The organism is Winogradskyella litoriviva, from assembly GCF_013249065.1.
In the GTDB taxonomy this organism is placed as follows: Bacteria; Bacteroidota; Bacteroidia; order Flavobacteriales; family Flavobacteriaceae; genus Winogradskyella; species Winogradskyella litoriviva.
On the sequence record NZ_JABRWQ010000001.1, the window covers coordinates 799,372 to 826,014 of the forward strand.

Sequence of the window (26,643 nt, forward strand, 5' to 3'; positions counted from 1 at the left end):
AAGATTTATATTTTAAGTTGAGCTTTAAAACCAACTTCTGTGATTAGAGGTGTGTTAAAAAAGTTGAGGTTATTGCCAGAGTTTGTATCAAAAAGAGAAGACTGAGGCGATGCACCTCTATATTTTGTAAATGTGAAAAGATTATTGGCATAGAAACCGATTTCAAATTGTCTAAAAAAAGAATCGTTGTCCTTACCAAAATCATAAGAAACTTGAATGGTTTTTAAGTTAAAAAAGCTAGCATCTTCAATGGCATCTTCGGCAACACCTTCAAATCCGTATCGCACAAATCGGTTGTTTTCAATACCGTTTTCAGGATTGTAAAAATCTACAATAGTTGTATTGGGATTGCCTTGTTGGGTAACTCCATTAAACACATAATTGGTAATAGGTCTTTGGTCAGCTGATTGTTGTGAGGTTCCAAAATAGTTAAGAACGTTTTGTGTGCCATTCCAGACGTCACCTCCTTTTTGATAGTTAAGTGTAAAATTAAATTTGAAATTGTTCCATTCTAAAGAATTATAGAAACCAAACGTAAAATCTGGTGTAGGGTCGCCAATAATTTGTTGCTGAGCATCAACCATTGGGTAACCGTTAGAATCAATAACCATATTATTTTGCTCATCTCTTGCATAAGCAGAACCAACTATAATTCCTGCAGGTTGGCCAACAATAAGATTTTTAGAAATTGAATTAAAACCAGCTATAGCAACGCGTTCTTCGGAATCATATAGTTTTAAAACTTCGGTATTATTAGTAAAAAAGTTAATATTAGCATTCCACTTTAGTTTATTATAGTAGTTAGAGGCTTCTAACTCCAATTCAAAACCTGTGTTGTTAATATCTGCTATATTTTTAAGTTGAAACGTATTATTTTCTAAAACAGGAAACACGCTTCCTTCAGTTTTAGAATCAAAATACGTGGCTTCAAAATTCCAATTGATATTAAATACGTTGAAACCAATTTGAGTACTAAAATTATAGTCTTGTTTTTCTTCGAATTTAATACTTTCATTGGCGAACAAATCAATATTGCTAGTGTAGTTTAAACTTTCGGAAGGTGATAATGTTAAACTATTATGACTCTGATTAGTGTAGAATAAAGGCATTTCATTGATACCAGAAGCATTACTTACAAAAAATGTAATGTATCTAAAATCATAGATATCTAAGACATCTAAAAGTTCAAAACTTAATCTAGACGTTGGTAAAAACCATTTGTTTCCTTGGATAGATGACAAGTAAGAATCCGTATTAAAACTGACTTCCAATCCTTTTGAATAAGAAAGAGATAAGTATTGTTTTAAGCTTACTGAATTTTTGTGAAGCTGATTTTCTATAGTAGTTGAAATAGCTGGATTTGAAAATGAAAAATCACCAAACCCTTCAGATTCCTTAAACGTATATTTTAAGTTGTCGTGGCTATAATTGGTAACGGAATTTAATTTCAATTCAATGTCACCAAATTGCTTTTCGTAATCAAGAACTAACGTACCATTAAAAGTGTTTTTTTCAATGTTTTTATTACTTAGATAACCATCTTCAAACCCAACAGTATTGGTAATCAATCCGAAATTTTGTTCATTTTCGGTCGTTTTAAAGTTTATATGAGATTTAATTTTGAAATCATCAAAAGGCTCTATATCATTTTGAAGGCTAACCACAAATAAATCATTAGCATCATAATTTCTGTTATTATTTAAAAGCCATTCTGGATTGTTATAGTTTGAAGGACTAAAACTGCGTTGCGTATTATCCGCAAGAATACTACCTTGAGAATTAGAGAAGGAGGTTGGCGTCACCCAAGAATTTAAGAGTAAATTATTAATAAAACCATTAATGTTGGGTTGGTTGTTATTTCGTTTTCCGTATTTAACAAAGGTGTTCCAGTTCAATTTTTTGTTTTCATATTTTGTTGTTTTATAACTCAACATAATATCATCCGTTTTACTGCGATTACGACCAAAAATATCATCAGAATTTTTAGTGATATAATCTATGTTGGCCATCCATTTGTTGGTTTCAACATTGAAAAATATATTATTAGATGTGTTAATTGTTGTATTAAAAAGTGTGTTATTATAAGCGTTCGCTGAGTTGCCATTTCCGCTTCCTAAAGAAACTAATTGTCCGTTAGAATCGAAGCTGTAATTAGTGCCATCGAATTCTAAAATAGTTAAGCTAGGACCATAAGAAAACACGTTACTTGTTTCTGGACCAAGAAAAGTTAATGCACCATTTTGTGTTGCACCTTGGCTAAATTTATTTTGTAATTCTGGTAGATTGTTATCCTTTACAAATTGAAAACTTAAAGTGGAGTTTACGCCAACTTCAAAATATATATCTGGGTCGAAATAAGTGAGATTTACATTTTCTGGTTTAATCTCAATGCCTTTAATACGTTGGAATTGATTATAAGTGCCGTTGTCATTAAATGTGTGTTTAGAATTTTCTATATCAGGAATATTAAAGCTTGTCTTTTTCACCGATTTTAATGCCTTGCTGTACGCGTCACTTTCAATGGTTTTTACAGGAATACGCTCAACAAAAAGACGTTGTTCTACACCAAACATTGCTGGAGTTACTTTGATTTCTCTTGGTGTCATGGCTACATAGTTAACAACCAAAACGTCACCAACATTGCAAGTAATGCTGTAGTTGCCATCAAAATCTGTTTGCACACCTTTTGCGGTGCCTTTAACAATAATAGATGCTCCAGGTAATGGTAATCCGTCAGTTTCCGTGGTTAAAACACCTTTAACAATACCTTGTTGTGCAAGACTTAATAAAGGTAAGAGGAGAAGAAATAAAATGGTTTTTAATGGTACTTTGTCCATGAGTAAAAGTTGTTGGTTTACTCAAATGTATGTGTGAAGAAGTGGATTAAAAACGTATAATGAGTGAATGCGCCAAATGAGTGAGTAAAGTATATAAAATGGAAAACCAATGATATCTACGATTTAAGATAAGATTGGTTTTTAGCTATAATTGAATAAAATCTATTGCAGAATACTAACGGAATAATTTACTAATTACTAAATATTTATTGAAAATACTGAGCATATTTTCTTGCTTTTTGTGGGTTTGCTTTTACATCAACACGATCAATCTCTTTACCATTTTCATTTAGTTCTAAAATGTAAAACTTTTCGTTTTCAAAAACACGTTGTAAATAAACTTTTGTACTACCATCTTCGTTAAAAAACTTCATAGTTTCATAACTATCGTAATTAGAAGATACCATTTCAGAATAAATTTTACCTTCAGCGATTTGTTGAGTTATTGTTCTTCCATCTCTAATAAAACTCTGAGAAATAATATTGCCTAACAAATCAAAATTTTGAGTTTCTATGGCCTTACCATCTTCAATTTTAGATTCAGATTGAATTTTTCCGGTTTCATAATAAGTGAATTTACTTCCAACTAAAATATCATTGCTAAATGTGCTTTTACTATTTAAAACACCATCTGGGAAATACATTAATTCTTCACCATGTTTTTTGCCATTTCTATATTGAGTGTGAGAAAACATTTCACCATTTGGATGAAAAATAATATAATCGCCATTTAACAAACCTTCTTTAAATTCAAATTCTTCCCATTTAGAAAGTTCATTACCAACAACATAATAACCATCCATAAATTCTTGCTCGCTTTTAAGCCTGTAATAAGCTAACCCATTATAAGTGTTTACAGTGTAAGCATTTCTCTCAATAAAGGTAAAACCCTCATTTTTTTTGTCTTTATTAGAATTTTTACATCCAAAGAATAATAGCGAGCAAGCTATTAAAAGAGTAAATAGGTTTATTTTTTTCATAGTAATCAGTTACAATTAATATTGTGATCCATCATGTTTGCCAACCTCAAAGCCGTGTTTTCCTAAAAACTGATTGCCACTTTCAATAGCTCCAGTTTCCATTGTAGTTCCCATAGAATCATTCCAACGATTTAGATATCCAAAGAGAGAAATTACACCGAGCATTTCTACTATTTCGCCTTCGTTCCAATGGTTGTATAAACGTTCTTTAATTTCTGCATTTACAGCATTTGGCACTTGGCTTGCGGCTAAGCTAAAATCTAAGGCTGCGCGTTCTGCTTCTGAAAATGCAGGATGTGTTCTATAGTCCCAAATATTATCTAATTGTTCTTGCTCAGCTCCATAACGTTCCGCAGCTCTTATTGCATGTGCTTGGCAATATCTACAACCAGTAGAATTACTACTAACCCAAGCAATCATTCGTTTTAAGGCTGAGGTTACTCTGCCTTCATTGGCCATAACGGCTTTATTTAAATTAATAAATGCTTTACTTATTGCTGGTCTGCGTTGCATGGTTAAGACAGAATTTGGGCAAAACCCTAAGGTTTCGTTAAAAAATTCTGCTAATTCTTTGGTTTCTAAATCGTGTTCTGCAGACAAAGGAGTTACAAGTGCCATAGTTGTTTTTTTAGTAGTATTTTTGAATGAACAAGATAGGATTTCTAAATTTTAAACTAAAACAAAATGGCTGATAAAATAACAACACACTGGAAAGGGAATATGGTTTTTGAATCCGATAATCCAAGATGGCCTTCTATTATGATGGATGCTTCTGAAGAATTTGGAGGCACTGGATCTGGTATGGCACCTAAAGCAATGATGCTCTCATCTTTGGCTGGTTGCTCTGGTCTAGATGTCATTTCTACATTAGATAAAATGAAAGTAGAAATAGATGATTTTAAAATTGAAGTTTCGGGCGAATTAACAGATGAACATCCAAAATATTATCACACTGTAACCGTAGATTATCATTTTTACGGTTCAGATATAAACAAGAAAAAATGTGATCGTGCTGTAAATCTTTCGGTTGAAAAGTATTGTGGCGTAATGGAAATGTTTAGACGTTTTGCAGATGTGAAAACAAATATTATTTATCATATAGCAACAAAACGATAAATTATATTAAGTTTAAGCGCAATTGAGACATAAAAAACCCTATTTTTTAATTAGGTCATAGATGCGAAAGAGCTTATAGAAGTTGATAACTATGCGTTGGACACTAAAACCAAAACCAGAATCTTTAAAAGTTGAGGCTTTAAAAAAAGCACTTCAGGTTGATAATATTGTTGCAACTTTGTTGTTGCAAAGAGGTATTGAAACCTATGAAGCTGCTAAAACATTTTTTAGGCCAAGTTTTAGTGATTTACATGATCCATATTTAATGAAAGATATGGATAATGCTGTTGCACGCATAGAAAAAGCCATTAAAGCAGGAGAAAACATAATGGTTTATGGTGATTATGATGTTGACGGAACAACTTCTGTGGCCTTAATGTCTTCCTATTTAAAAACAAGAATTGATTCGGTTGCTACCTACATTCCAGATCGCTATGACGAAGGTTATGGTGTGTCTTATAAAGGTATTGATTTTGCAGACGACAATGATTTTACGTTAATTATAGCATTAGATTGTGGCGTAAAAGCTATTGATAAAGTGGCTTATGCTAAAGAAAAAGGGATAGATTTTATTATCTGTGACCACCACAGACCAGGCGATAAAATTCCAGATGCAGTAGCAGTTTTAGACCCAAAACGAGACGACTGTGATTACCCTTTTAAAGAACTTTGTGGCTGTGGCGTAGGTTTTAAATTAATAACGGCTTTAGCAGCAAACCAAGGACAAACAGCAGAAGATTTAGTTGAGTATTTAGATTTGGTGGCTACAGCAATTGGTGCAGATATTGTACCCATTGTAGATGAAAATAGAGCATTGGCTTATCTTGGATTACAGGTTATAAACACCAATCCAAGACCAGGAATGAAAGCCATTATTGCTGAGGTAAAAAAGGATATTTTAACCATTACAGATGTCGTTTTTATCATTGCACCAAGGATTAATGCAGCAGGACGAATGAAACATGGCAACCATGCTGTAACATTATTAACCGAAACTGATTTTAATTTGGCAGCGGAATATGCTGTAGATATAGACCAATTTAACACAGACAGAAGAGAAACCGATAAGCGTATTACGCAAGAAGCCTTAGTTCAAATTGAAGAAAATAACGAGCAAGAAGGCTTTACAACTGTTGTGTGTAACGAAACTTGGCACAAAGGTGTCATTGGAATTGTTGCTTCTCGTTTAATAGAAACGTATTACAGACCAACTTTAGTTTTTACAAAAAGTGGAGATAAATTAGCAGCTTCTGCACGTTCTGTAAAAGGTTTTGATGTGTACAATACTTTAGAAGCATGCTCAGAGCATATAGAACAATTTGGAGGTCATAAATATGCAGCAGGATTAACACTATTACCAGAAAATTACGAAGCCTTTAAAGCAAAGTTTGAAAGTGTTGTAAAAGAAACTATAGACCCAAAATTACTAACACCAGAACTTAAAATTGATTTAGAAATAGAATTAGGAGAAATCAATGATAAATTAATGCGCATCTTAAAACAATTTGCACCTTTTGGACCAGGGAATATGTCGCCAACTTTTATGTCCCAGAATTTAAAAGATACAGGTTGGGGAAAATGTGTTGGCGAAGATGATAAGCATATTCGGTTAACCGTTACACAATCTTTTAACGATAAGATTGTTTGTATAGGTTTTGGTTTAGGCGACAAAATAGATATTATAAAAACGAAAAGACCATTCAGTGCAGCCTATTCTATTGATGAAAATCACTGGAATGGAAATGTAAGTTTACAGTTAAAGTTGAAGGATATTAAAGCATAAATAAGTGGTAAAAAACGATCCATACGCAGCATTAAGAATCAAAGAATTCAACATTTTTTTATTAGTAAGATTTGCCTTAGTTTTTGGTTGGTCAATGCAGTTTGTTGTGATTGAATGGCAAGTGTATGCCATGACTAACGATAAATTGAGTCTTGCTATAATAGGTTTATGTGAGTTTTTACCAGCTTTTTTTCTCGCACCATTTGCAGGACATATTGCTGACAAAAAGGAAAAACGAAATCTTTTTGCGCTATGTATTGCGTTGTTTTCATTAATAAGTTTTGGATTATTTTGGTTGACGTCAAATCAAATTGAAGCCTCATGGACAACTAAAACTATTTTATTCAGCATCTATAGTTTGGTGTTTTTTGGTGGTGTTTTAAGAGCGTTTTTTGGTCCAACCATCTTTTCATTAATCGGATTACTAGTTCCTAAGAAAATTTATCCCAATGCAGCAACATGGAGCAGTAGTACTTGGAAAGGTGCAAGTGTGTTTGGAGCATTATTAGGTGGATTTTTAATTGCGTGGATTGGTGTACATTATACGCTTGGTATTATATTCTCTTTGGTAATGTTATCTTTAGTATTAGTGTTTGGTATTACTAAAAAACCTATTCTAAACCAAGGAAATACTGAAACCGTAAAAGAGAGCCTTAAAGCAGGACTCAACTTTGTTTTTAATGATAAAGTGGTTTTAGGAGCGCTAACCTTAGATATGATTGCTGTATTGTTTGGTGGTGCTGTTGCCATTTTTACCGTTTTTGCAAAGGATATTTTAGATGCAGGACCAAAAGGTTTGGGTATTTTACATGCTGCATTATCATCAGGAAGTATTTTAACCATGTTGGCTACAACATACATTCCAATAGCAAAAAGCACAGGAAAAAAACTACTGATTTCAATTTTTGGTTTTGGTCTTTGTATGATAGTTTTTGGGGCTTCAAAATTTATGTGGCTTAGTGTTTCGGCCTTGTTCCTTGCTGGTGTTTTTGATGGGATTTCTATGGTTGTACGTCAAACCATACTGCAACTCAAAACGCCAGACCATATGAGAGGACGTGTTGGTGCTGTTAATTCTATGTTTGTTGGGTCTTCTAACGAACTTGGTGCTGTAGAAAGTGGAGTAGCAGCTAGAATTTTTGGAGCACCATTAGCAGTAGTACTTGGTGGTACTGTAACGCTTATCGTTGTTTCCGTAATAGGAATAAAGAATAAACCGTTAAGAACACTAGATTTACAACAAGATATTGAAGAGCACGAAAAAGAAAGTTAATTTATAAAAAATCACTATCTTTAATTAATTAACATCTCAGATAATGACACTAGTTGCAAAGAAAAAGGCTCTAATTCAATGGATTTCATCAGTTAAAGATCCAGATATTATTAATCAGATTTTTGAGTATAAAGCGATTAAAAACCAAAGTTTTAAAGAAGAGCTAAAAGATGCGATATCTTCTCAACAATTAAAAGAAGAAACAACAGCATATATAAAGTCTTTAGATTGGAAAAAGTAACCGTTTACTATAGACCTCAGGTAACAACATATATTAATGAATTGGTCTATTCTCTTTATAAACGTGATTACTTCGGTTTTATGGAAGATGCTATCATCTACAAAGATAAATTGATAGATTTTATTGAAAACAATATTTCTAATTTTCCATATAAGAATACACCTTTAGCATTAGCGCATTTTGGAAGTAATTATATATTCTACAATAGTACGAAGAGAACAACCTGGTACATTTTCTTTGAAAGAAGTGATAGTGACTTTCTTGTAACTTATATTTCCAATAATCATCACCCTATCTCAGAGTTTCTAAAATAGATAGTTTTATTTATATTTCTTCAACTCAAAAGAATTTCCATCAAAAACACCATAGGTGTAATACTGAATCCAATCGCCAAGATTGATGTATTTAGACGTTTCGTTAAGTTGAATTTCAAGCGGTAAATGTCTATGACCAAAAATGAAGAAATCTCTATGTTTGTCTTCAAGTTTACGTTTGGCATAAATGGCTAACCATTCGTTTTCTTCACCTAAAAATTTAGCGTCGTCGTCACCAGAAATTAGTTTGTTCTTAACAGACATATATTGCCCAATTCTTATACCAATATCCGGATGCATCCATTTAAATAACCACTTAAAAAAAGGATTGGTAAACACTTTTTTCATACGCTTATAACCTTTATCCTTTGGTCCTAAGCCATCACCATGTCCAATAAAAAAGGATGTATCGTTAACAGTAAATTCTTGTGATTTATGATAAACAGGGATTCCCAATTCTGTTTTAAAGTAATCTTTCATCCATAAATCATGATTTCCAACAAAGAAGTAAATCGGGATTCCCGAATCTGCAATCTCTGCTAATTTCCCTAAAGTTCTGGTAAATCCTTTAGGAACTACGGTTTTGTACTCAAACCAAAAATCGAATAAATCACCTAATAAAAAAATAGCGGCAGCATCTTCTTTTATTTCATCTAACCAAGCTACAAATTTTTTTTCGCGAGGCTTTGAAGCTTCAGGTGTTGGTGCTCCTAAATGATTATCTGAGGAGAAGTAAATTTTCTTTCCTTCAGCAAGTGTTATGTGATTAAGTTTATTCATTATCCGAAGCGTACCATTCAGCAAAAGAAGATGTTGTTTCTGAAAGCTTCAATGAATGTAATTTTATAGTTTCTGGTAGGCGTTTTTTAATTTTTTCAGCAAAATCAATAACCATCATTTCACTTGTAGGTTGGTAATCTACAAGTAAAACATTGTGCCCTCTATCTTGTAATTCTTTAGCGAGTTCTACATGAGGTGTGTTTTTATTAAACACAGTAGCATGATCAAAAACATCTACAATTTCTTCCTTTACAATCTTTTTTAAATCTCCAAAATCTATGACCATGCCATATTTTACGTTAGTTGTGTCTGAAATTGGAACACCTATTACTGTTACAAAGAGTCTATAACTATGTCCATGTACGTTTTTGCATTTTCCGTCATAGCCATAAAGCGCGTGGCCTGTTTCAAAAGAGAATTGTTTTGTTATACGTATGTTGCTCATGCGAATCTATTTGAGATGCAAAGATATTATAAATGTGAAACGAATCTGGTTTTAGGCTACATTTGAGTACTTTATTTATTATATAAATTTGATGCTTGGCTAAGATTTACGTAAATAGCTTATTTGAAGCAGTTCCGTAGGTTTAAGAAATGTTTTACAAATCTAATGTTTTCGATATTTTTATTAAAAAGCTAAAAATACTCTTATTAAATATCTTCTTTATATCTGTTTTTATTATATCTGTAAATTAAATAGGCAAGTGCAACCAAAATTACAAAAGGTAAAAGTGAACCAATAAATACACCAATTCCATAATAATCGTCAGGTGCATTTTTTAATTTTTCTTCTATTTTTACGTCTTGTAGTATAGTTATAAATAAGTTCATTTAAGAAAATAAATTAGGAAACCAAATTTAAGGTTTTTGAGCAAGAGGAATAAAGATTTTTCTAAATTTTATAATTAATGGTAATCCTCTCGCTATCATCCAAAAGGTAAATGCAGTAAAAATGCCATATAATTTATAGTCTTTAATATCGGTCCAAAAAATAACAGGAATAAAAATAACAAGTGTAGAAAATAACAATACATTTCTAAGATATTTCATTTTACCGAGTCCTTTAAAAACACCATCGAAAATAAAGGCTAGAGCACATAAAGGTTGCATGGCTAAGACTATCCAAAATACGTTGTAAAACTCTGTTAAAACGTTTTCATCGTTACTAAATAAATTTCCAATTGAATAGTAAAAAATGCTTCCAACTAACCCAATTATAATACCTATAAAAACACCGTACTTAATCAGTTTATTACTTAATTTTACGAGGCTTTTATAATCTTTAGCTCCAAATAATTTTCCGGATAAAATATTTCCAGCACTTGCGTAACCATCAATAAGAAAAGCACCTAAAAACCACAAATTAATAGCAATAGTATAAGCCGCAATATAATTTTCACCATATTTAGTAGCAAAGCTAGTTCCAAAATATAATGCAATATTTAATGCAATGGTTCTAATAAATAGATTAAGAATCATTAACGCAAAACGTTTCATTTCTGGATTAAAAGGCAACTTCACCAAAAGTGGAATATCTGTTTTTTTTAGTAAATAATAAGCCGAAAGCGCAGCCATTATAATTTGAGCTATAACGCTTGCATAGGCAGCACCTTTTATATGCATAGCAGGAATATAATTTTCAATTCCATACACAAAAATGACATCTAAAATAATATTAGCCATAGCACCAGAAATAGCTATTACCATTGGGAAATATGTATTTTGAAGACCTCTAAATGTACCAAAAACAGCAATAGTAAATAGGGTAAACGGAAAACCAAAAACTCGGATATGATAATAATCTACGCTATAATTTAGAATACTATCAGAAGCATTATAAAGTTTAAAAATCTGAGGTGCTAATGGATAAGTAACAGCAATTATAATAATACTTAATGTAGTAATTACAAAAATTGCTTGAGCGGGTAGATTTTTAACAGCTTCAATATTTCCGGCTCCTAAGTATTGAGAAACAATAGACGAAATAGCACTTCTGGTTTGGCCTAAAACCCATATTAGCATTGATAAAAATGTAGTAACAATCCCAACCGCAGCTAATGACGTTGTTGCATTTTGTTCCATATTGCCAATAATTGCAGCATCAGTTAATGATAATATAGGCTCAGATATACCAGAAATTAATGCTGGTATAGCTAATTTGTTTATTTGATTTAATGTTATTGCGTTTTTCACAGAATCAATTCGTAACAATGAAAAGGAAAATTACTTTGTTTTGGGAAGTAAATATCTTCTAATTTTTTATAACCGCGAAGTTCGTAAAACTTTTGGTTACTTTTGTTCTGCGAAAATGTGTCTAAGCGAATTGAACTATAGTTATTTTCTATGGCAAGTTGTTCTGCGAAGGTCATTAATTGTTGAGCATAACCTTTGCCTTGTAAATTAGGATGAATGGCTAATCTATGTATATAAATGTTATTTTTATTTGGTGTTAACCATTTAACTGGCACATATTCTTCATCTATAAAAGTAGAAATAACAATACAACCAATAATCTTGTAATTTACTTCAAGTACATAAAGTTCTTGTCGGTCTAAGTCGTTTATAAAAACAGACTGACTTGGGTAATGTTCATTCCATTGAAAAATACCTTCGCCTATCATAGATTTAGCACAAGCCTTAGTGATATTTATTAAGGATTTAATATCTGTTTTTTCTGCTTTTCTAATCATTAATAATGTTTACATTTGTTTCAATTGTACAAAAAGTTTCTTTCAATAGGTCTAAAATACTCGGTTATATTGAATTAATATTTGGGGATGTAGCTCAGTTGGCTAGAGCGCTTGACTGGCAGTCAAGAGGTCGTCGGTTCGAGCCCGATCTTCTCCACAAAAAGAATTTATTTAAAGTACAGTTTTGATTTGCTATTCTAGAAAACGAACGGAACTTTTAACAACTAAATTTAATTCTTGGGAAAGCTCATGTTTATCCCAAGGATGTTTGGTATTAAAAACATGGTCTGTGTTCTCAATAATTTTAACTTCACTTTTAGAATTCCATTGATGTAAGGCTTCTGCTTCAGTTATTTTTACAGAAGTATCCTTAGAACCGTGAATTATTAAATGCGGAATTTTTAAACCTTTTTCGGCTGATTCTATATGAAGGTGGTCTTCGTTGGCTTTAAAATCTTCAAAAAATTGAAAATAGTGAGGCATTTGTTGTTTTGTTCTTCCGTTTAAAACGAATTTAACACCATCATCTTTCCATTTTTTGATTTCTGCATCTGAACCAAATCTAGAACCAAAATCGCTTACACTAGCTAAAGTAATGAGCTTAGTAATACGGTTATCTTCTGAAGCTTTTATAATAGCGATTCCGCCTCCACGACTATGACCAATTAGGTTTATAATATTGGTATTAATTTTAGAATTGGTTAAAAAATGATTTTGACACCAAGAGATTACAGCATCTAAATCGTCTAGTTCTTTAGTGTAATTATTATTTCCAAAAGCTTCCAAATCTGGGAAATCAATTGGATTTTTCAATGTGCCTCCATTATGCGAAAAATTGAATTTTATAAAACAAAATCCTGCTTTTGCAAAAGTCTCTGCCATAAGATTCCAACTTCCCCAATCTTTAAACCCTTTATAGCCATGACAAAAAATAATAATAGGTTGGTTGTTTTTTTCTTCAGAGTAAAACGCGTCAATTAAAATGGGTTTTTTATCTTTTCTTTTGAGAGTAATATTTTTATTAATTGTCATTTGTCGATTTCTTTTTCAATAAAATTAACCTTTGGATTGCATATTTCTATAATGAGTTTTTTTAGTTCAATCTCAAAATTATCTAGAGTTTCTTGGGTAATGAGCTGGTCTTTTTTTGCGTAAGAGCCAGGTTTATCTTTTTTACCAAATTTTAGAAAACCGTTGTTAAGGTTCTTAAATGAAATAATACCAGCTTCAATGGGTAATTCAATCCGGTTTTGTTGTTTCATCATATAAGCATAGCATAATACTTGGAATGATTTACTGTATTTATCATAATCAGAGTTTAAATCTTCCCAATTAACTATTTCTACCTTGTTTTGTGTCACTTTTCCAGATTTATAATCTATAACCCTAGTGATACCATTAAAGCTATCAACTCGATCTACTTTTCCTTTTAGTTTAATTGGGAAATCTAAACCTTCAATTTTAATTTCTATAGCTTCATCGGCTTCAATAGAAAGTATTTTAATTTTGTTTCCTTTTGTTATACTTTCAATCTCTTGGTTTAAGAAATTAATGATGTATCGTTGAGCAATTTCAAAAATGATAAGATTTTTACCACTAGAAAAACCACCTTTGTTATAAAGTTTTTCAAAATGATTGGTAACCATATCTTTAGTCTGACTCTTAAATGTTTTAAGGTGTTCTATAGTTAAAATTGAACCTTCTAGTGGTTTATAAAAATCTTCTAATGAATTATGAATAACAGAACCTAAAGTGTTAGCGGCTATATTTTCTTCGACTTCTTCAAATTCTTTAATTCCTAATATTTTTTCGAAATAAAAATCAATTGGATTTCTAATATAATTAGTTAAAGAAGAAGGAGAAAACCCTTTATTTGAAAGTGTTTTTATTTGCTCAATAACAGAAGGCGTTTTATTAATTTCTTGTAATTTTTTATTTAAAGTAGGTACTTCTGGAGAAATTATTTGGTGCTTTATATTATGAATACCTTCAATATCCAATTGTGTTATAAATCTACTTTTTTCGCCTCCTTTTAGCGCATCAACTTCAGTATTGTAAATAATATATACGTTTTTTGCACGTTGTAGAAGTCTGTAAAAATGATAAGTATAAACAGCATCCTTTTCCTTATAAGTTGGTAGATTCTTTTCAATTTTAACATCGAATGGAATAAAGGAATTGTTAGTTTTTCCAGATGGAAGAATCCCTTCGTTTACTGAGCTTATAATAACGGTTTCAAAATCTAAAACACGAGATTCTAACATTCCCATTATTTGAAGACCTTCTAATGGTTCGCCTTTAAAATCTAATGTTTCGGAGCTTAGTAGTTCTTTATATATTGTTTGTAATGCCGCAATTGAATTTAGATATTTATAATTTGAGTTTAATTCAGTTAATTGATTAAACAATATATTAAATCGATACAAGTATTCTAATTCTAAGCTGTGGCTTTGTTTATCCTTATCAAAATTAGATTTCATTTTAAAAATGAGGTCTAAGCACTGTTTTAACGCAGTTTCTGGCTGGTCGTTCCAAGAACTAAAAAGTAAATCAATGATATCTATATGCATTGGTGCAAGTTCTTTTAGACTTGATACAGATAGGTATACTAGATTATTTTTTTGAAAAACAGTTGTAATTTCACTTGCTATGTTGGTGGATTCTGTTTTAAATAAAGGATAAATTGATGGATGAGAAAGCAAACTAATTATGTCTTTAAAATAAAACTGCTTAGGGTTAGTTTTGTGAGCTAAAAACAATTGTTCAAAAAACGAAGCTAGTGGAACGTACTGTAAGGAAAGGCCCATTGTAACGTTTAATTTTGTAATGTCTTTAGGTATAGAATTTAAAACTGGTAATAAGAGTTGTTCTTCGCCTAAAACAACTGCTATTTTAGATAAATTGGTTTCGTTTTGAATTAATTCTTCTAGAATTTGACCAACATATTTTGCTTGACCAACCAATTTTGGAACTCCTATGGATTGTATGTTTTTTTCTTCTGTGTAATGTGTAGTAACCCAATTAAATGCATGGGTTTTAAAGTAGTTCCATCCGTTACGATGTTGCCTAGTAAACAGTCCTGCATCATGTATACTATCGTCGATAAAGGTTTTATCAATGTCCCAATATATATGTGCTAGTTCATTTTTTAGTAAATCTTGTATTATTTTAGATTCGGCCGTATTTAGAGCATTAAAACCTAAAAAAATGTGTTTTTTATTAGTCTTGTGTGCAGCAATATAAAATTCTAAATTTTCTACGGCTTTTCTATATGTAAGACCTTGATAACCTTGTTTGGACTGTATTAGGTTATTAGAAAAGGCAGCATAATAAGTTTTAAGGCGTTTCCAGAACTTTAAGTGATTGGTGATAAGTTGGGTTTGGTTAGTTTCTAAAGACCAATGATTAATCTCCTTTATGGCATTTAAATAATCAAATATTTGCTCTTGTGGAATAAGGTAACGATCTATCTCATTGAAGTCTTGTAATAAGATTTGTGCCCATTTAGAAAAAGAGTCAAATGTTTCTATTTCTTTTTCTGGTGTAAGACTTTTGTAAATAGCATAAAGTCTAAATAATAAATCTGTATTTGGTAGGGTTTGTAAACCAGATAGGTCTTCAACAAATTCTTCTATACTTAGAATTTGTGGTGTAAATACGGGTTGACTTATTAAGGTTGAAATGTGGTGTTTAAGAAAAACACCAGCACGTTTACTGGGTAAAATGAAATGTAAATCTTCTAAATTTAAATTTTTTTCTTGAAGATCAACGAGTACTGTTTTTATAAAACTTATCATTCTATAAAAATAAAAAACGCTCCGAATTTCGGAGCGTTTTTAAAATATATTTTAGATGTGATTAGTTTTTCAACTTCACTTCTACACGTCTGTTTTCTTTTCTTCCAGCTGCAGTTTTGTTGTTTGCAATAGGAGTAGATTCACCGAAACCAGCAGCAGTTAATCTGTCAGCAGCAATACCATTAGCGATTAAATAATCTCTTACAGCGTTTGCTCTTCTTTCAGATAATGCTTGGTTACTTGAAGAAGAACCTTGACTATCAGTATGACCTTCAATAGAGAAATCCGCTTTTGGGTATTCTTTTAAGATAGCAGTCATTGCTTGTAATACTTGATCAGTAGATTTTTGGAAACTTGCTTTACCAGACTGGAACAAGATAGTTCTAGCATAGTTATTCAATGTTTTCATTACTTCTTCTGTTGGCTTAACTTCAGGACAACCGTTATTTGCAGCTGTTCCAGCTTCGCTAGGACATTTGTCATCTTTGTCTAATATACCATCACCATCAGTATCTGGCCAAGGACATCCGTTGTTAGCAGCAGGACCTGCTTCGTTAGCACAGTTATCATCTTTATCAGCAACACCGTCACCATCAGCATCAGGACAACCAGCTAAAGTTTTTAAACCAGCTACTGTAGGACATTTATCATCTTTATCAACAACACCATCACCATCAGAATCAGGACAACCGTTAAATTCAGCTAAACCTGCAGTATTGGGACAATCATCTTTAGAATCTTGAATACCATCATTATCAGAATCAGGACAACCATTAAAGATTTCTAATCCAGCTTCTTCAGGACAAGCGTCGTTTTGGTCATATACACCATCACCATCCGTATCAGTACCACCAAACTTAAATGTAAGACCTACAGAATGTTGGAAATGCTTTTTTGTGCTATTTTCAAATGCATGCTTATAAGTAGAATTAACATCAACTCCTAATTGCTCAGAAATCCAAAATTTAAATCCTAAAGTACCGTTTAAAGTACCTGCACCTGAATCATCTAACCAAGTGTAACCACCACCAATACCTACGTAAGGGTCAATTACTTTAGAGTTAATAACTTCCATTAAACTGTAAGAAACTCTACCGTCTAAGCCAAAATAAGTGTAATCATCAACTTTATTTGTAGTTTCTACTCCAAATGCATCTGTATTTGAACCAAATCTATCAATTTTGTTTAAAGATCCAGTAGCTGTAAATGTAAAACCATCGCTAAGGTATCTAGAAACTGAAATAGTAGATAGAGAAGGGAAAACATTCCAGTGATCTTCTACATTAAAATACTCGTCAAAATAATCACCTTGAGGTGCATCTTCTCCAACAGGATAAAAGTCAACAGCGTTGGCTCCAACAGTAATAGCCCATGGATTGTTTTTGTCTTGAGCATTAGAAGTGCTAAAACTTGCAATAAGTACTGCAACAAAAAATAATCTGCTAAGATTTTTCATATTCTTATTAATTTAATTTTTAAGTGTTAATTAAACGCAAAAGTAAGTTGTTAAATTTTATTAACAAAGCAAAATTTATAAAATTATTGAGATATAGCCCTAAAAATGAGAGTTTGTAACCATTTTAAATAACATCTAATGCTTTACCTACTTTAGTAAAAGCAGATATTGCTTTGTCTAATTGTTCTTTGTTGTGAGCAGCAGATAGTTGTACTCTAATTCTTGCTTTGTCTTTTGGTACTACAGGGTAAAAGAAACCAATAACATAAATACCTTCTTTTAATAACATGTTAGCCATATTTTGAGATAATTTGGCATCGTATAGCATTACAGGTACAATTGCAGAATCACCATCCACAATATCAAATCCTGCTGCTTTCATGCCTTTTTTGAAGTATTTAGTATTCCAATCAACTTTGTCTCTTAGTGTGGTGTCATTTTTTAACATATCGAACACTTTAATAGATGCACCAACAATTGCAGGAGCTAAAGAGTTTGAGAATAAATAAGGACGAGAGCGTTGACGTAGAAGCTCAATTATTTCTTTTTTAGCCGTAGTATAACCACCCATTGCACCACCTAATGCTTTTCCTAGGGTACCTGTAATAATATCTATTCTTCCTAAAACACCTTTTTCTTCTAGTGTACCAATTCCTGTCTCTCCTATAAATCCTGTGGCATGACATTCGTCTATCATAACCATAGCATCATATTTGTCCGCTAAATCACATATTTTATCTAAAGGTGCAACTAAGCCATCCATAGAAAACACACCATCGGTTACAATTATTTTGAAACGCGCACCATTTGCATTAGCTGCAATTAATTGTGTCTCTAAGTCTGCCATATCATTATTTTGGTAACGATATCTTGCCGCTTTACATAATCTTACGCCATCAATAATTGAAGCATGATTTAAAGAATCTGAAATTATAGCATCTTCTTTACCTAATAACGGTTCAAAAACGCCTCCATTAGCATCAAATGCGGCTGCGTATAGTATAGTGTCTTCAGTTCCATAAAAGTCAGCAATTTTTTGCTCTAATTCTTTGTGGATATCTTGAGTACCACAAATAAAACGCACAGACGACATGCCAAATCCATGCGTATCCATGGTGTCCTTTGCTGCTTGTATTACATCTGGATGTGATGATAACCCTAAATAATTGTTGGCACAAAAGTTTAATACTTTCTGACCAGTATTTAGTGTTATTTCTGCACCTTGAGGAGATGTAATAATTCGTTCTTCTTTAAAAAGACCAGCTTCTTTTATAGATTCTATTTCTTGTTGTAAGTGATTTTTTATATTTCCGTACATCGTATTAATTTTGATTGTTAAGCAAAGATACTATGAAAAATTAGACTTGCAGAACCTCTATAGTGTCATTTATATAAACCAATAATTTATGCGTAACGTTTAATTTCATTTTATTTAAAACCGACTCATAATCATTAAGTTGTGCGGCATGAAACGATTTGGCTTCTCCTGTTTTATAATCTATAATTATGGCTTCGTTTTTAGAATTTATATTCAATCTGTCTGGTCTTAAGAGTTGCCCAGAATTTGTAATAATATCTCGTTCATTATATATTTTGAAATCTTCTTGAAAATAACGCTCAAGGTCAGGATGTCTAATGACATCTAAAACTATCGTTTTTAATTCTTCAATATATTCTGTTGTAATATCTCCAGAAATTAATAATTCTTTAAATGCAAAATTAACATCTTTAACGGTTTTAATCTTTGATAAAATAAGGTGTACTAAGTTACCTCGTTCTATAGCAGCTTCTTGTTGTGTATCCCAAAGTAATCCAGATTTAGTAACAATATTTAAGTTGTGATCTTCTTTAGGAACTGAGATTAACTTCAATGAGCTTGAAGCTTTTTTGGGTTCAATTTGGTTTTGATTTGGTTTTAAAGTACCATAACTATAGTTGAGTTGGTTATCGTTCCATTTATTTTCTTTTATCAAGAAATTAATAAACTTTCCAGCATAAGAATTAGGGTTAATGGCACCTTTTGTATTAATATCTTTTTTTGAAATTATATATAGTTGCTCAATAGCTCTGGTTAAAACCACGTAGAGTAAATTCATGTTATCTAACTCTAATTGCGATTGATGGGTATTGTAAATTTGAGCGCCTGTGTTACCGAAATGCTCAACATCTTTATTGTAATTAAGAAGTAACTTACTAAAACCATTGTAATCTTCTGCATTAACAGGAAACCAAACCTTTGGTTCTAATTCATTATAAATATTTAGATCAGCATATGGGAATATCACCACAGGAAATTCTAACCCTTTTGATTTATGAATAGTCATTATCTCAACCGCATTCATGTTTTCTGGTGTAACAACACTTAATTTGTCTGCTTTCTTTTCAAAATAATTGATAAAACCTGCTAAATCTGAATTTTGTTTTTGCGTAAATTCTAAAACTACATCTAAATAAAACTGAAGGTAAGCATCAGAAGATTCGTTTAGATTAAATAATCTAACCACGTGCTCTACCAATTCGTAAAGAGGTAATTGTAAACATCGGTTTTTGTCTATGTAAATATTCAGTTCTCTTAATTCTGAAAACATCTCATCTAAATCTTGCTTTAGATAGGTTTTGAAAAATAAGTGCTTGTCTTTGGTTTTAAGTCGCTCTGCTAAAAAGGATAATACTTCAACTTTTAAGCTATCGTTATTGGGTTGAACCAATAATTTTAAAAATGAATTAATAAAATTAACCTTGTCAGAATTTTTTAAAAGCAAGGTTTCTGAAGATGTTATTTTAATGCCATTATCATTTAAATAATTTGCAATAGCAACTCCTTCTTTTCTTTTTCTAACCAATACACAAATGTCATCTAACGGAAATCCGTTAGCTTGGCATTGTTTTATGGTCTCTAATACTTCAATAGCATAGTTTTCATGGATATCATCATCTTTTTCAGTTTCTAAAAAGTTGAGATTTACATAGCCTTCAGAGTTATTATGTGTTTGCTGTTTTGCTTTTCTAAAAAGTTCAGCATAAGCATCATCGCTAAATGAAGTTTCGCTTAAAAACTCAAAAAACGAATTATTAAATTCAATAATTGCTTTTGCGCTACGGTAATTAGTTTCTAGTGGAAGAACTTCAGCTTCAATTTGAAATGGGTTTTCTGTTTTGTTATAAAGTTTTATAAATTGTTCTGCTTCACCACCTCGCCATCTGTAAATAGCTTGTTTTGCGTCACCAACCAACATTGTATCACCATTTGCTGCGGAAAGGGCATTTTCTAATAATGGTACCAAATTTTCCCATTGCATTTTTGAGGTGTCTTGAAACTCATCAATAAAGTAATGTTTAAATTTTTCACCTAAACGTTCATAGATAAATGGTGTGGGTTGGTGTTTTATTTCTTCACTAATAATAGTGTTGAATTCTGAAATCAACATTTTATTTTGGTCGGCTTTTAAAACTTGTAATTCGTTTTTTAAAGCGTTTAAAACCGAAAGAGGTGTGATGTTTTTATAGAGTCCCTTTTTTAACTTTAAATTGAAAAATGCTGCTTTAGAAGCAGTAAAATATTCTGCTATTTGCGGTTGAATACTTTCTATTGTTGAAGCCACATCAGCAGAAACACGTTTTGGGTAAAGGGTGTTACCATCAATTAAATCATTTTGCCAGTTAGAATCAAAGCTTACATCAAACTGTTTATTTGCTAATTTTTCAAAATGTTTAGGAAGCGAACTTCTGTTAAAATCATTAAATTGTAAGCCAGATTCTTCAATTAATGTTAAAGCAGAATTGGCTATATTTTCAATTTCAATTTCTATTTTAATACTTTCTTTATTTAACTGATTTTTTAAAACTCTAAAATCGTCAAGTGTTTTTTCTTTTAAAGTATTAACTGCATAAAGGTCATTCTCGTTAACTAATAATTTTGCGATTTTATTAAAGTCAAAACTAATATCCCAACTTTTATCGTCGTCTGCTTTTTCTATAGCAAAATCTACTAACACTTTGGTTAAGGCTTTTTCACTTCCTGCTTTAGCAATAAGACTATCAACGGCTTCATTCAGTAATCGCTCTTGGTCTAATTCAACTTCAAAATTTATAGGTAATTTTAGATCGTGTGCAAAAGTTCTAATGACTCTATGTGTAAATCCATCTATAGTAGATATATCAAAAGCACCATAATTATGAATAATATGTTTTAGAATATGTTTTGATTTGTGATGAAGAACTTCTGGTTTTATTTGTAATTCTTCACAAATAGCCTCAAACATAGGATGTGGTTGTATTAAACTTTCTTCAGAAGAAAAAGATTTTAGCATATCTATAATGCGTTCTTTCATTTCTCCAACCGCTTTGTTGGTAAAAGTTATAGCTAAAATGGATTTAAATTGGTCGTAGCTTTTAGACTGAATTAAAATTTTTAAATAGGCTTTTGCCAATGTAAACGTTTTTCCACTACCTGCTGAAGCATTATATATTTTAAAGGCTGAATTTTGCAAAAGATAAATTTTATACCAAAATAGCGAATCTTAATAGTTTATTAAGAGAAAATAGCGATCAAAATTGTAAATTTGAAGTGAAACAATTTATTAACCAATAAAATTACAAAGATTATGGCTTTCGATTTACCGAAATTAAAATATGCTTACGATGCTTTAGAACCAAATATTGATGCTCGCACAATGGAGATTCATTATACTAAACATCACCAAGGCTATACAAATAAATTAAATGCAGCTATTGAAGGAACAGATTTAGAAGGGAAATCTATTGAAGATATTCTTGGAAATCTAGATATGAGTAATGGAGCGGTTAGAAATAATGGTGGTGGTTTTTATAATCATTCATTATTTTGGGAAGTAATGAATCCTGAAGGAAAGGGACGTTTATCTGGAGAATTAAAAGACGCTATTGAAGCAGAATTTGGTTCTTTTGATGCTTTTAAAGATGCATTTTCTAAAGCTGCTGCAACACAGTTTGGTTCTGGTTGGGCTTGGTTGTGTGTACATAAAGGTGGTAAAGTAGAGGTTTGTTCTACACCAAACCAAGATAATCCATTAATGCCTGGTGTTACTTGTGAAGGAACTCCAATTTTAGGTTTAGATGTTTGGGAACATGCTTATTATTTAAATTACCAAAATAGAAGACCAGATTATATTGAAGCGTTTTTTAATGTAATTAACTGGAATGAGGTAGAAAGAAGATATGCGGAAGCTAAGTAAGTTTACAACATAGTTATTAATAAAAAATCCGAGTCTTTTTAGGCTCGGATTTTTTTATGCTTTTTTATTTGAGAATTGAACATGAAAAAGGGCGAACAGACGTTCACCCTTTTTGCCCCAAATCTACCATAAACTTAACCTACTTATGTTATGGTGAATCAAATATAAGTGGACATTATTTTAAGTAATCAATTTTATGGACAAACGACCTATATATTAGTCTAAGCGTGGAAAGTACTATTATTCCATGGTAATAAGTGTAAAATTGAGGGATTCAAAAGAATTTATAACTTAAAGTGTTCCTTTAATATAGCGCATAAAAAAAGGTGAACGATGTTCACCTTTTTTTGCCCCAAATCTACCATGAACTTAACCTACTTATGTTATGGTGGTACCAATGTATATTTAATTTGTTAAAACGAATGTAAATATTGGATGAAATGCATAATTTTTGGATAAAGTGCTTGTTTTTTCGGATAAAAAGCTATATCGTAATCAAATTTAGTACGCACGTTCCTTATTTCCTTCGTAAAAATTAATAAATGCTCTGTTAACAACTCTATTTCCTCCAGGCGTTGGATAATTGCCTGTAAAGTACCAATCGCCTAAGTTTTTAGGACAAGCCTTGTGTAAGTTATTAACAGGTTGGAAAATAATTTTAACTTCGGCTTTTATGGACTCTTCACTTAGTAATTCTGAAATCTTATCAGAAATCTGTTCATCTGTAAAATTATCATAAACTGCTTTAACATGATTTACAACTTCAACGTCTTTTAAGTCAACTTGTTTAATACACTTTTTATAAACTTGGTCTATAATATCATACTGATTATTGTCCTTTAATAATTCTAACGCTGCTCTAAAAGCAATTAATGACTCTAGATTTGCCATATCAATTCCATAGCAGTCTGGATAACGAATTTGAGGAGCAGAAGAAACCACAACAATTTTCTTTGGGTTTAGTCTATCCATCATTTTAATGATACTTTTCTTAAGCGTTGTTCCTCTTACAATACTGTCATCAATAATTACAAGGTTGTCCGTTGGTTTAATAACGCCATAAGTAACATCGTAGACATGCGCTACTAAATCATCTCTACTACTGTCTTCAGTAATAAAGGTTCTTAGTTTAACATCTTTAATTGCTATTTTTTCAATTCTTGGAAATTCAGATAAAATTTCTGTCACTTTTTCTGCAGAAAGTTTACCACCTCCATTTAATATTGATTTTGTTTTCTTTTCGTTAAGATACTCTTCAACACTTTCTATCATTCCAAAGAATGAAGTTTCTGCCGTATTTGGAATATAAGAGAATACACTATTCTTTGTGTCATTATCAATAGCTTCAAGAACTTTAGGCATTAATAGTCTACCTAACATTTTTCGTTCTTGGTAAATTTCTGCATCACTACCACGAGAAAAATAGATACGTTCAAAAGAGCAAGCTTTGCGTTCTAATGGTTCTAGTATTTTCTTAATTTTGGTGACACCAGATTTTTTGGTGATAATGGCGTGTCCTGGATCTAATTCTTTAACGGATTCAAAAGGAACATTAAATACGGTTTGTATAACTGGTCGTTCTGATGCTACAACAACAACTTCGTCATCTTTATAATAGTAAGCAGGTCTTATACCTGAAGGGTCACGTAAGACAAAAGAATCTCCATGACCTAGCAAACCTGCCATGGCATATCCACCATCCCAATTTTTAGCGGCTCTTTTTAAAATTTTACCTACTTTTAAACGTTGGGCAATTAAAGGAGAACATTCGTTTTTATTATAACCTTCTTTTTTAAGGTCTCTATATATTTTGGATACTGCGTCATCTAAAAAATGACCAATTTTTTCCATTACGGTTATAGTATCTGCTTTTTCTTTTGGGTGTTGACCTATTTCAATAAGATTATCAAACAGCTCATTAACATTTGTCATGTTAAAATTACCAGCTACAATTAGGTTTCTATGCATCCAGTTGTTTTGTCTTAAAAACGGATGAACACTTTCTACGCTGTTTTTTCCGAAAGTACCATAACGTACATGTCCTAATAAGACTTCACCTATATATGGAATGTATTTTTTTTGTAATTCAACGTCGTCTTGATATTCAGGATTATTGGTTAATTTATCGTTGATACGCTCGTTAATTTGAGCAAAAATATCTTGAATAGGTTGTTGTGCAATTGACCTTACACGACTAATGTATCGTTCTCCAGGTTTAACGTCTAATTTTATACTAGCAAAACCAGCACCATCTTGTCCACGGTTGTGCTGTTTTTCCATCATTAAATACATTTTGTTCACACCATAAAAAGCGCTTCCATACTTTTCTCTATAATATTCTAAAGGTTTTAATAGTCTTATGAGTGCAATTCCGCATTCATGTTTTAAAGCATCGCTCATGTTGTGTTATCTGCTAGTGTTTATTACAATGTTTAAGTCTCAAATATTATTGAGATGGAATAAAAAAACGCGCTCAATTTTGAGCGCGTTTTTTTAATTTAATTCTATATCAAATTGCGTTAGACTCTTAAATTGGTCTAATCGTTTATAAATTTCTTTATCCGTTAAGTTTTGCATACGCTCTGTTCCAAATTTTTCTACGCAGAATGAAGCTAAAGTTGAACCATAAATTACAGCGTTTTTCATGTTTTCAAAAGAAAAATCACCTGTTTTTGCTAAATAACCGGCAAAGCCACCAGCAAAAGTGTCACCTGCACCAGTTGGATCAAAAACTTCTTCTAAAGGTAATGCTGGTGCATAGAAAACATTATCATTATGAAATAATAAAGCGCCATGTTCTCCTTTTTTAATAACAACATATTTTGGTCCCATTTTATGGATTTTTCTTGCTGCGACTACTAAAGAATATTCACCAGTTAATTGCCTTGCTTCTTCATCATTAATGGTAATTACATCAACGTTTTTTATTACAGAAAGTAAATCGTCTAACGCGATGTCCATCCAAAAATTCATAGTATCTAAAATGGCTAATTTTGGTTTTTTAGTCATTTGGTCTAAAACACCTTGTTGTACTAATGGATGCAAATTTCCTAACATTACAACTTCAGCATCTTTAGAGTTTTCAGGTACAATTGGGTTAAAATGTTCTAAAACATTCAACTCTGTAGCAAGTGTATCTCTAGAATTCATGTCATTGTGATATTTTCCACTCCAAAAGAAAGTTTTACCGTCTTTTATAATTTCTATACCGTCAATATTAATATTTCTATCTTTTAAAAGATCTAAATATTTTTGTGGAAAATCACCTCCTACTACGGAAACTGCAGCAGAATCGATATTAAAATATGAAGCTGATAAACCTATATAAGTTGCTGCACCACCTAATATTTTATCTGTTTTACCGAAAGGAGTTTCGATAGCATCAAAGGCTACGGTACCAACAATCACTAATTTACTCATTACCCAAGTTTAAATTAAGTTGCAAATTTACATAAAATATATTCCTTGTGAAAAATGAATTATAACAATACGTTCATTTTTTATTTCCTTCCAAAATCCGCAGGAATTTCGCCCCAAGCCTTAGTTTCCCATTTTACTATTGTGGTGCTATAAGAGTTAGTTTTTAACCATTCTATGGCGCGATCCACTAAATCAAAAACGGGTTTATTCTTGGTATTTCTTTCAAGTTTAGAATTACAGGTTTTTTTACGTACCCAACTCATAGCTATTTTAGAATCTGTATATAGTATACGGTTGCTATTATGTTGCTTTAAAAAGGCTAAACCATGTACCAAGGCTAAAAATTCGCCAATATTATTAGTGCCTTGTTCAAAAGGGCCTTGAATAAATAATTGTTTTTTTGTTTTAGTATCTACACCTCTATATTCCATAATACCTGGATTACCACTTGAGGCTGCATCTACAGAAATTGAATTATAGTTAGGTTGACCAATTTTTTTGAGCTGTGCTTCGGTAAGTTCACTTTTAAAAGATTTAGATTTGCCTATGTAATCAAAGTAATTACCTTTTAAAGCTTTTTTTGCAGCTTCAAACGTAGAGAAAGATTTATACTGAGCGCCTTTAAAATCTTTTATTTGTGCTTTACAGTCGTTCCAAGATTCAAAGACACCTGTGTGATGACCTTTCCAAACGGTGTAATATTTTTTTTTCTTTTTAGTCATGTTAACTTATCATTCAAATAA

General features: G+C 31.6%; 22 protein-coding genes and 1 tRNA gene. 7 read left to right on the plus strand and 16 right to left on the minus strand.

The window, feature by feature from the left end:
• Window positions 1–5 precede the first annotated feature (5 nt).
• The 3 genes from HNV10_RS03415 to HNV10_RS03425 form a co-directional block, all read right to left on the minus strand.
• The gene (locus HNV10_RS03415; RefSeq protein ID WP_173299912.1) at window positions 6–2,837 is read right to left on the minus strand and encodes a carboxypeptidase-like regulatory domain-containing protein; all 2,832 of its coding nucleotides are present in this window, start codon (window positions 2,835–2,837) and stop codon (window positions 6–8) included.
• A gap of 206 nt (window positions 2,838–3,043) precedes the next feature.
• On the minus strand, window positions 3,044–3,817 hold the full coding sequence (locus HNV10_RS03420; RefSeq protein ID WP_173299913.1) for a toxin-antitoxin system YwqK family antitoxin: 774 nt from the start codon (window positions 3,815–3,817) through the stop codon (window positions 3,044–3,046).
• A gap of 15 nt (window positions 3,818–3,832) precedes the next feature.
• Window positions 3,833–4,435, minus strand: a complete 603-nt coding sequence (locus HNV10_RS03425) for a carboxymuconolactone decarboxylase family protein (RefSeq protein ID WP_173299914.1) — start codon at window positions 4,433–4,435, stop codon at window positions 3,833–3,835.
• Between the two features lie 66 nt (window positions 4,436–4,501).
• Between HNV10_RS03425 and HNV10_RS03430 the strand changes: the two genes are divergently transcribed.
• The 5 genes from HNV10_RS03430 (at window position 4,502) to HNV10_RS03450 (ending at window position 8,544) form a co-directional block, all read left to right on the plus strand.
• Complete coding sequence (locus tag HNV10_RS03430; RefSeq protein ID WP_173299915.1) at window positions 4,502–4,933, plus strand: OsmC family protein; 432 nt, start codon at window positions 4,502–4,504, stop codon at window positions 4,931–4,933.
• Between the two features lie 91 nt (window positions 4,934–5,024).
• Complete coding sequence (recJ, locus tag HNV10_RS03435; RefSeq protein WP_173299916.1) at window positions 5,025–6,716, plus strand: single-stranded-DNA-specific exonuclease RecJ; 1,692 nt, start codon at window positions 5,025–5,027, stop codon at window positions 6,714–6,716.
• A 4-nt stretch (window positions 6,717–6,720) separates the two neighbouring features.
• A complete protein-coding gene (locus HNV10_RS03440) occupies window positions 6,721–7,989 on the plus strand; it encodes an MFS transporter (RefSeq protein WP_173299917.1) in 1,269 nt (422 codons plus the stop codon).
• Window positions 7,990–8,032: 43 nt separating this feature from the next.
• The gene (locus HNV10_RS03445; RefSeq protein ID WP_173279341.1) at window positions 8,033–8,230 is read left to right on the plus strand and encodes a hypothetical protein; all 198 of its coding nucleotides are present in this window, start codon (window positions 8,033–8,035) and stop codon (window positions 8,228–8,230) included.
• Window positions 8,218–8,544 (plus strand): hypothetical protein, encoded by a 327-nt coding sequence (locus tag HNV10_RS03450; RefSeq protein WP_173299918.1) that lies wholly within the window; start codon window positions 8,218–8,220, stop codon window positions 8,542–8,544. Before HNV10_RS03445 ends, HNV10_RS03450 begins: the two co-directional genes overlap by 13 nt.
• 6 nt (window positions 8,545–8,550) lie before the next feature.
• Here the strand turns inward: HNV10_RS03450 and HNV10_RS03455 are convergent, their stop codons facing one another.
• The 5 genes from HNV10_RS03455 to HNV10_RS03475 all read right to left on the minus strand — a co-directional run bounded on the left by HNV10_RS03455 (window position 8,551) and on the right by HNV10_RS03475 (window position 12,014).
• A complete protein-coding gene (locus HNV10_RS03455; protein ID WP_173299919.1) occupies window positions 8,551–9,324 on the minus strand; it encodes a UDP-2,3-diacylglucosamine diphosphatase in 774 nt (257 codons plus the stop codon).
• Window positions 9,317–9,769 (minus strand): 6-pyruvoyl trahydropterin synthase family protein, encoded by a 453-nt coding sequence (locus tag HNV10_RS03460; protein WP_173299920.1) that lies wholly within the window; start codon window positions 9,767–9,769, stop codon window positions 9,317–9,319. Before HNV10_RS03460 ends, HNV10_RS03455 begins: the two co-directional genes overlap by 8 nt.
• A 206-nt stretch (window positions 9,770–9,975) precedes the next feature.
• On the minus strand, window positions 9,976–10,155 hold the full coding sequence (locus tag HNV10_RS03465; protein WP_173299921.1) for a hypothetical protein: 180 nt from the start codon (window positions 10,153–10,155) through the stop codon (window positions 9,976–9,978).
• A gap of 27 nt (window positions 10,156–10,182) precedes the next feature.
• Complete coding sequence (locus HNV10_RS03470) at window positions 10,183–11,517, minus strand: MATE family efflux transporter (RefSeq protein ID WP_173299922.1); 1,335 nt, start codon at window positions 11,515–11,517, stop codon at window positions 10,183–10,185.
• Entirely contained in the window at window positions 11,514–12,014 is a 501-nt protein-coding gene (locus tag HNV10_RS03475) for a GNAT family N-acetyltransferase (RefSeq protein ID WP_173299923.1), read from the minus strand. Before HNV10_RS03475 ends, HNV10_RS03470 begins: the two co-directional genes overlap by 4 nt.
• Window positions 12,015–12,097: 83 nt before the next feature.
• Here HNV10_RS03475 and HNV10_RS03480 point away from each other — a divergent pair.
• Window positions 12,098–12,171, plus strand: a tRNA-Ala gene (locus tag HNV10_RS03480).
• A gap of 35 nt (window positions 12,172–12,206) precedes the next feature.
• Here HNV10_RS03480 and HNV10_RS03485 read toward each other — a convergent pair.
• The 5 genes from HNV10_RS03485 to HNV10_RS03505 form a co-directional block, all read right to left on the minus strand.
• Entirely contained in the window at window positions 12,207–13,046 is an 840-nt protein-coding gene (locus HNV10_RS03485) for an alpha/beta hydrolase family protein (protein WP_173299924.1), read from the minus strand.
• Entirely contained in the window at window positions 13,043–15,811 is a 2,769-nt protein-coding gene (locus HNV10_RS03490; RefSeq protein WP_173299925.1) for a PD-(D/E)XK nuclease family protein, read from the minus strand. The genes HNV10_RS03485 and HNV10_RS03490 overlap by 4 nt, the downstream gene beginning before the upstream one ends.
• A 61-nt stretch (window positions 15,812–15,872) precedes the next feature.
• Window positions 15,873–17,267, minus strand: coding sequence for an OmpA family protein (locus HNV10_RS03495; protein WP_173299926.1), 1,395 nt, complete (start codon window positions 17,265–17,267; stop codon window positions 15,873–15,875).
• A 124-nt stretch (window positions 17,268–17,391) separates the two neighbouring features.
• Window positions 17,392–18,585 (minus strand): glycine C-acetyltransferase, encoded by a 1,194-nt coding sequence (gene kbl, locus HNV10_RS03500; RefSeq protein WP_173299927.1) that lies wholly within the window; start codon window positions 18,583–18,585, stop codon window positions 17,392–17,394.
• Between the two features lie 40 nt (window positions 18,586–18,625).
• Entirely contained in the window at window positions 18,626–21,757 is a 3,132-nt protein-coding gene (locus HNV10_RS03505) for a UvrD-helicase domain-containing protein (RefSeq protein ID WP_173299928.1), read from the minus strand.
• Between the two features lie 114 nt (window positions 21,758–21,871).
• On the opposite strand from HNV10_RS03505, the gene HNV10_RS03510 reads away from it, so the two are divergent.
• Window positions 21,872–22,480, plus strand: a complete 609-nt coding sequence (locus HNV10_RS03510) for a superoxide dismutase (protein ID WP_194241006.1) — start codon at window positions 21,872–21,874, stop codon at window positions 22,478–22,480.
• 501 nt (window positions 22,481–22,981) lie between these two features.
• Here the strand turns inward: HNV10_RS03510 and HNV10_RS03515 are convergent.
• From HNV10_RS03515 to HNV10_RS03525, 3 genes are all read right to left on the minus strand, one after another.
• Window positions 22,982–24,880: an amidophosphoribosyltransferase gene (locus HNV10_RS03515; protein WP_173299929.1), complete on the minus strand. Its 1,899-nt coding sequence runs from the start codon at window positions 24,878–24,880 to the stop codon at window positions 22,982–22,984.
• A gap of 93 nt (window positions 24,881–24,973) precedes the next feature.
• Window positions 24,974–25,900 (minus strand): PfkB family carbohydrate kinase, encoded by a 927-nt coding sequence (locus tag HNV10_RS03520; RefSeq protein ID WP_173299930.1) that lies wholly within the window; start codon window positions 25,898–25,900, stop codon window positions 24,974–24,976.
• 80 nt (window positions 25,901–25,980) lie between these two features.
• Complete coding sequence (locus tag HNV10_RS03525) at window positions 25,981–26,622, minus strand: ribonuclease H1 domain-containing protein (protein ID WP_173299931.1); 642 nt, start codon at window positions 26,620–26,622, stop codon at window positions 25,981–25,983.
• Window positions 26,623–26,643 lie beyond the last annotated feature (21 nt).

Excerpts from the sequence above, each read along its gene's own strand:
- HNV10_RS03510 (WP_194241006.1), top strand. The coding sequence starts at position 21,872 with ATGGCTTTCGATTTACCGAAATTAAAATATGCTTACGATGCTTTAGAA.
- HNV10_RS03520 (WP_173299930.1), bottom strand. The coding sequence starts at position 25,900 with ATGAGTAAATTAGTGATTGTTGGTACCGTAGCCTTTGATGCTATCGAA.
- HNV10_RS03475 (WP_173299923.1), bottom strand. The coding sequence starts at position 12,014 with ATGATTAGAAAAGCAGAAAAAACAGATATTAAATCCTTAATAAATATC.
- recJ (WP_173299916.1), top strand. The coding sequence starts at position 5,025 with ATGCGTTGGACACTAAAACCAAAACCAGAATCTTTAAAAGTTGAGGCT.
- HNV10_RS03455 (WP_173299919.1), bottom strand. The coding sequence starts at position 9,324 with ATGAATAAACTTAATCACATAACACTTGCTGAAGGAAAGAAAATTTAC.
- HNV10_RS03460 (WP_173299920.1), bottom strand. The coding sequence starts at position 9,769 with ATGAGCAACATACGTATAACAAAACAATTCTCTTTTGAAACAGGCCAC.
- kbl (WP_173299927.1), bottom strand. The coding sequence starts at position 18,585 with ATGTACGGAAATATAAAAAATCACTTACAACAAGAAATAGAATCTATA.
- HNV10_RS03430 (WP_173299915.1), top strand. The coding sequence starts at position 4,502 with ATGGCTGATAAAATAACAACACACTGGAAAGGGAATATGGTTTTTGAA.
- HNV10_RS03465 (WP_173299921.1), bottom strand. The coding sequence starts at position 10,155 with ATGAACTTATTTATAACTATACTACAAGACGTAAAAATAGAAGAAAAA.
- HNV10_RS03525 (WP_173299931.1), bottom strand. The coding sequence starts at position 26,622 with ATGACTAAAAAGAAAAAAAAATATTACACCGTTTGGAAAGGTCATCAC.
- HNV10_RS03420 (WP_173299913.1), bottom strand. The coding sequence starts at position 3,817 with ATGAAAAAAATAAACCTATTTACTCTTTTAATAGCTTGCTCGCTATTA.
- HNV10_RS03445 (WP_173279341.1), top strand. The coding sequence starts at position 8,033 with ATGACACTAGTTGCAAAGAAAAAGGCTCTAATTCAATGGATTTCATCA.
- HNV10_RS03515 (WP_173299929.1), bottom strand. The coding sequence starts at position 24,880 with ATGAGCGATGCTTTAAAACATGAATGCGGAATTGCACTCATAAGACTA.
- HNV10_RS03485 (WP_173299924.1), bottom strand. The coding sequence starts at position 13,046 with ATGACAATTAATAAAAATATTACTCTCAAAAGAAAAGATAAAAAACCC.
- HNV10_RS03490 (WP_173299925.1), bottom strand. The coding sequence starts at position 15,811 with ATGATAAGTTTTATAAAAACAGTACTCGTTGATCTTCAAGAAAAAAAT.
- HNV10_RS03495 (WP_173299926.1), bottom strand. The coding sequence starts at position 17,267 with ATGAAAAATCTTAGCAGATTATTTTTTGTTGCAGTACTTATTGCAAGT.
- HNV10_RS03415 (WP_173299912.1), bottom strand. The coding sequence starts at position 2,837 with ATGGACAAAGTACCATTAAAAACCATTTTATTTCTTCTCCTCTTACCT.
- HNV10_RS03425 (WP_173299914.1), bottom strand. The coding sequence starts at position 4,435 with ATGGCACTTGTAACTCCTTTGTCTGCAGAACACGATTTAGAAACCAAA.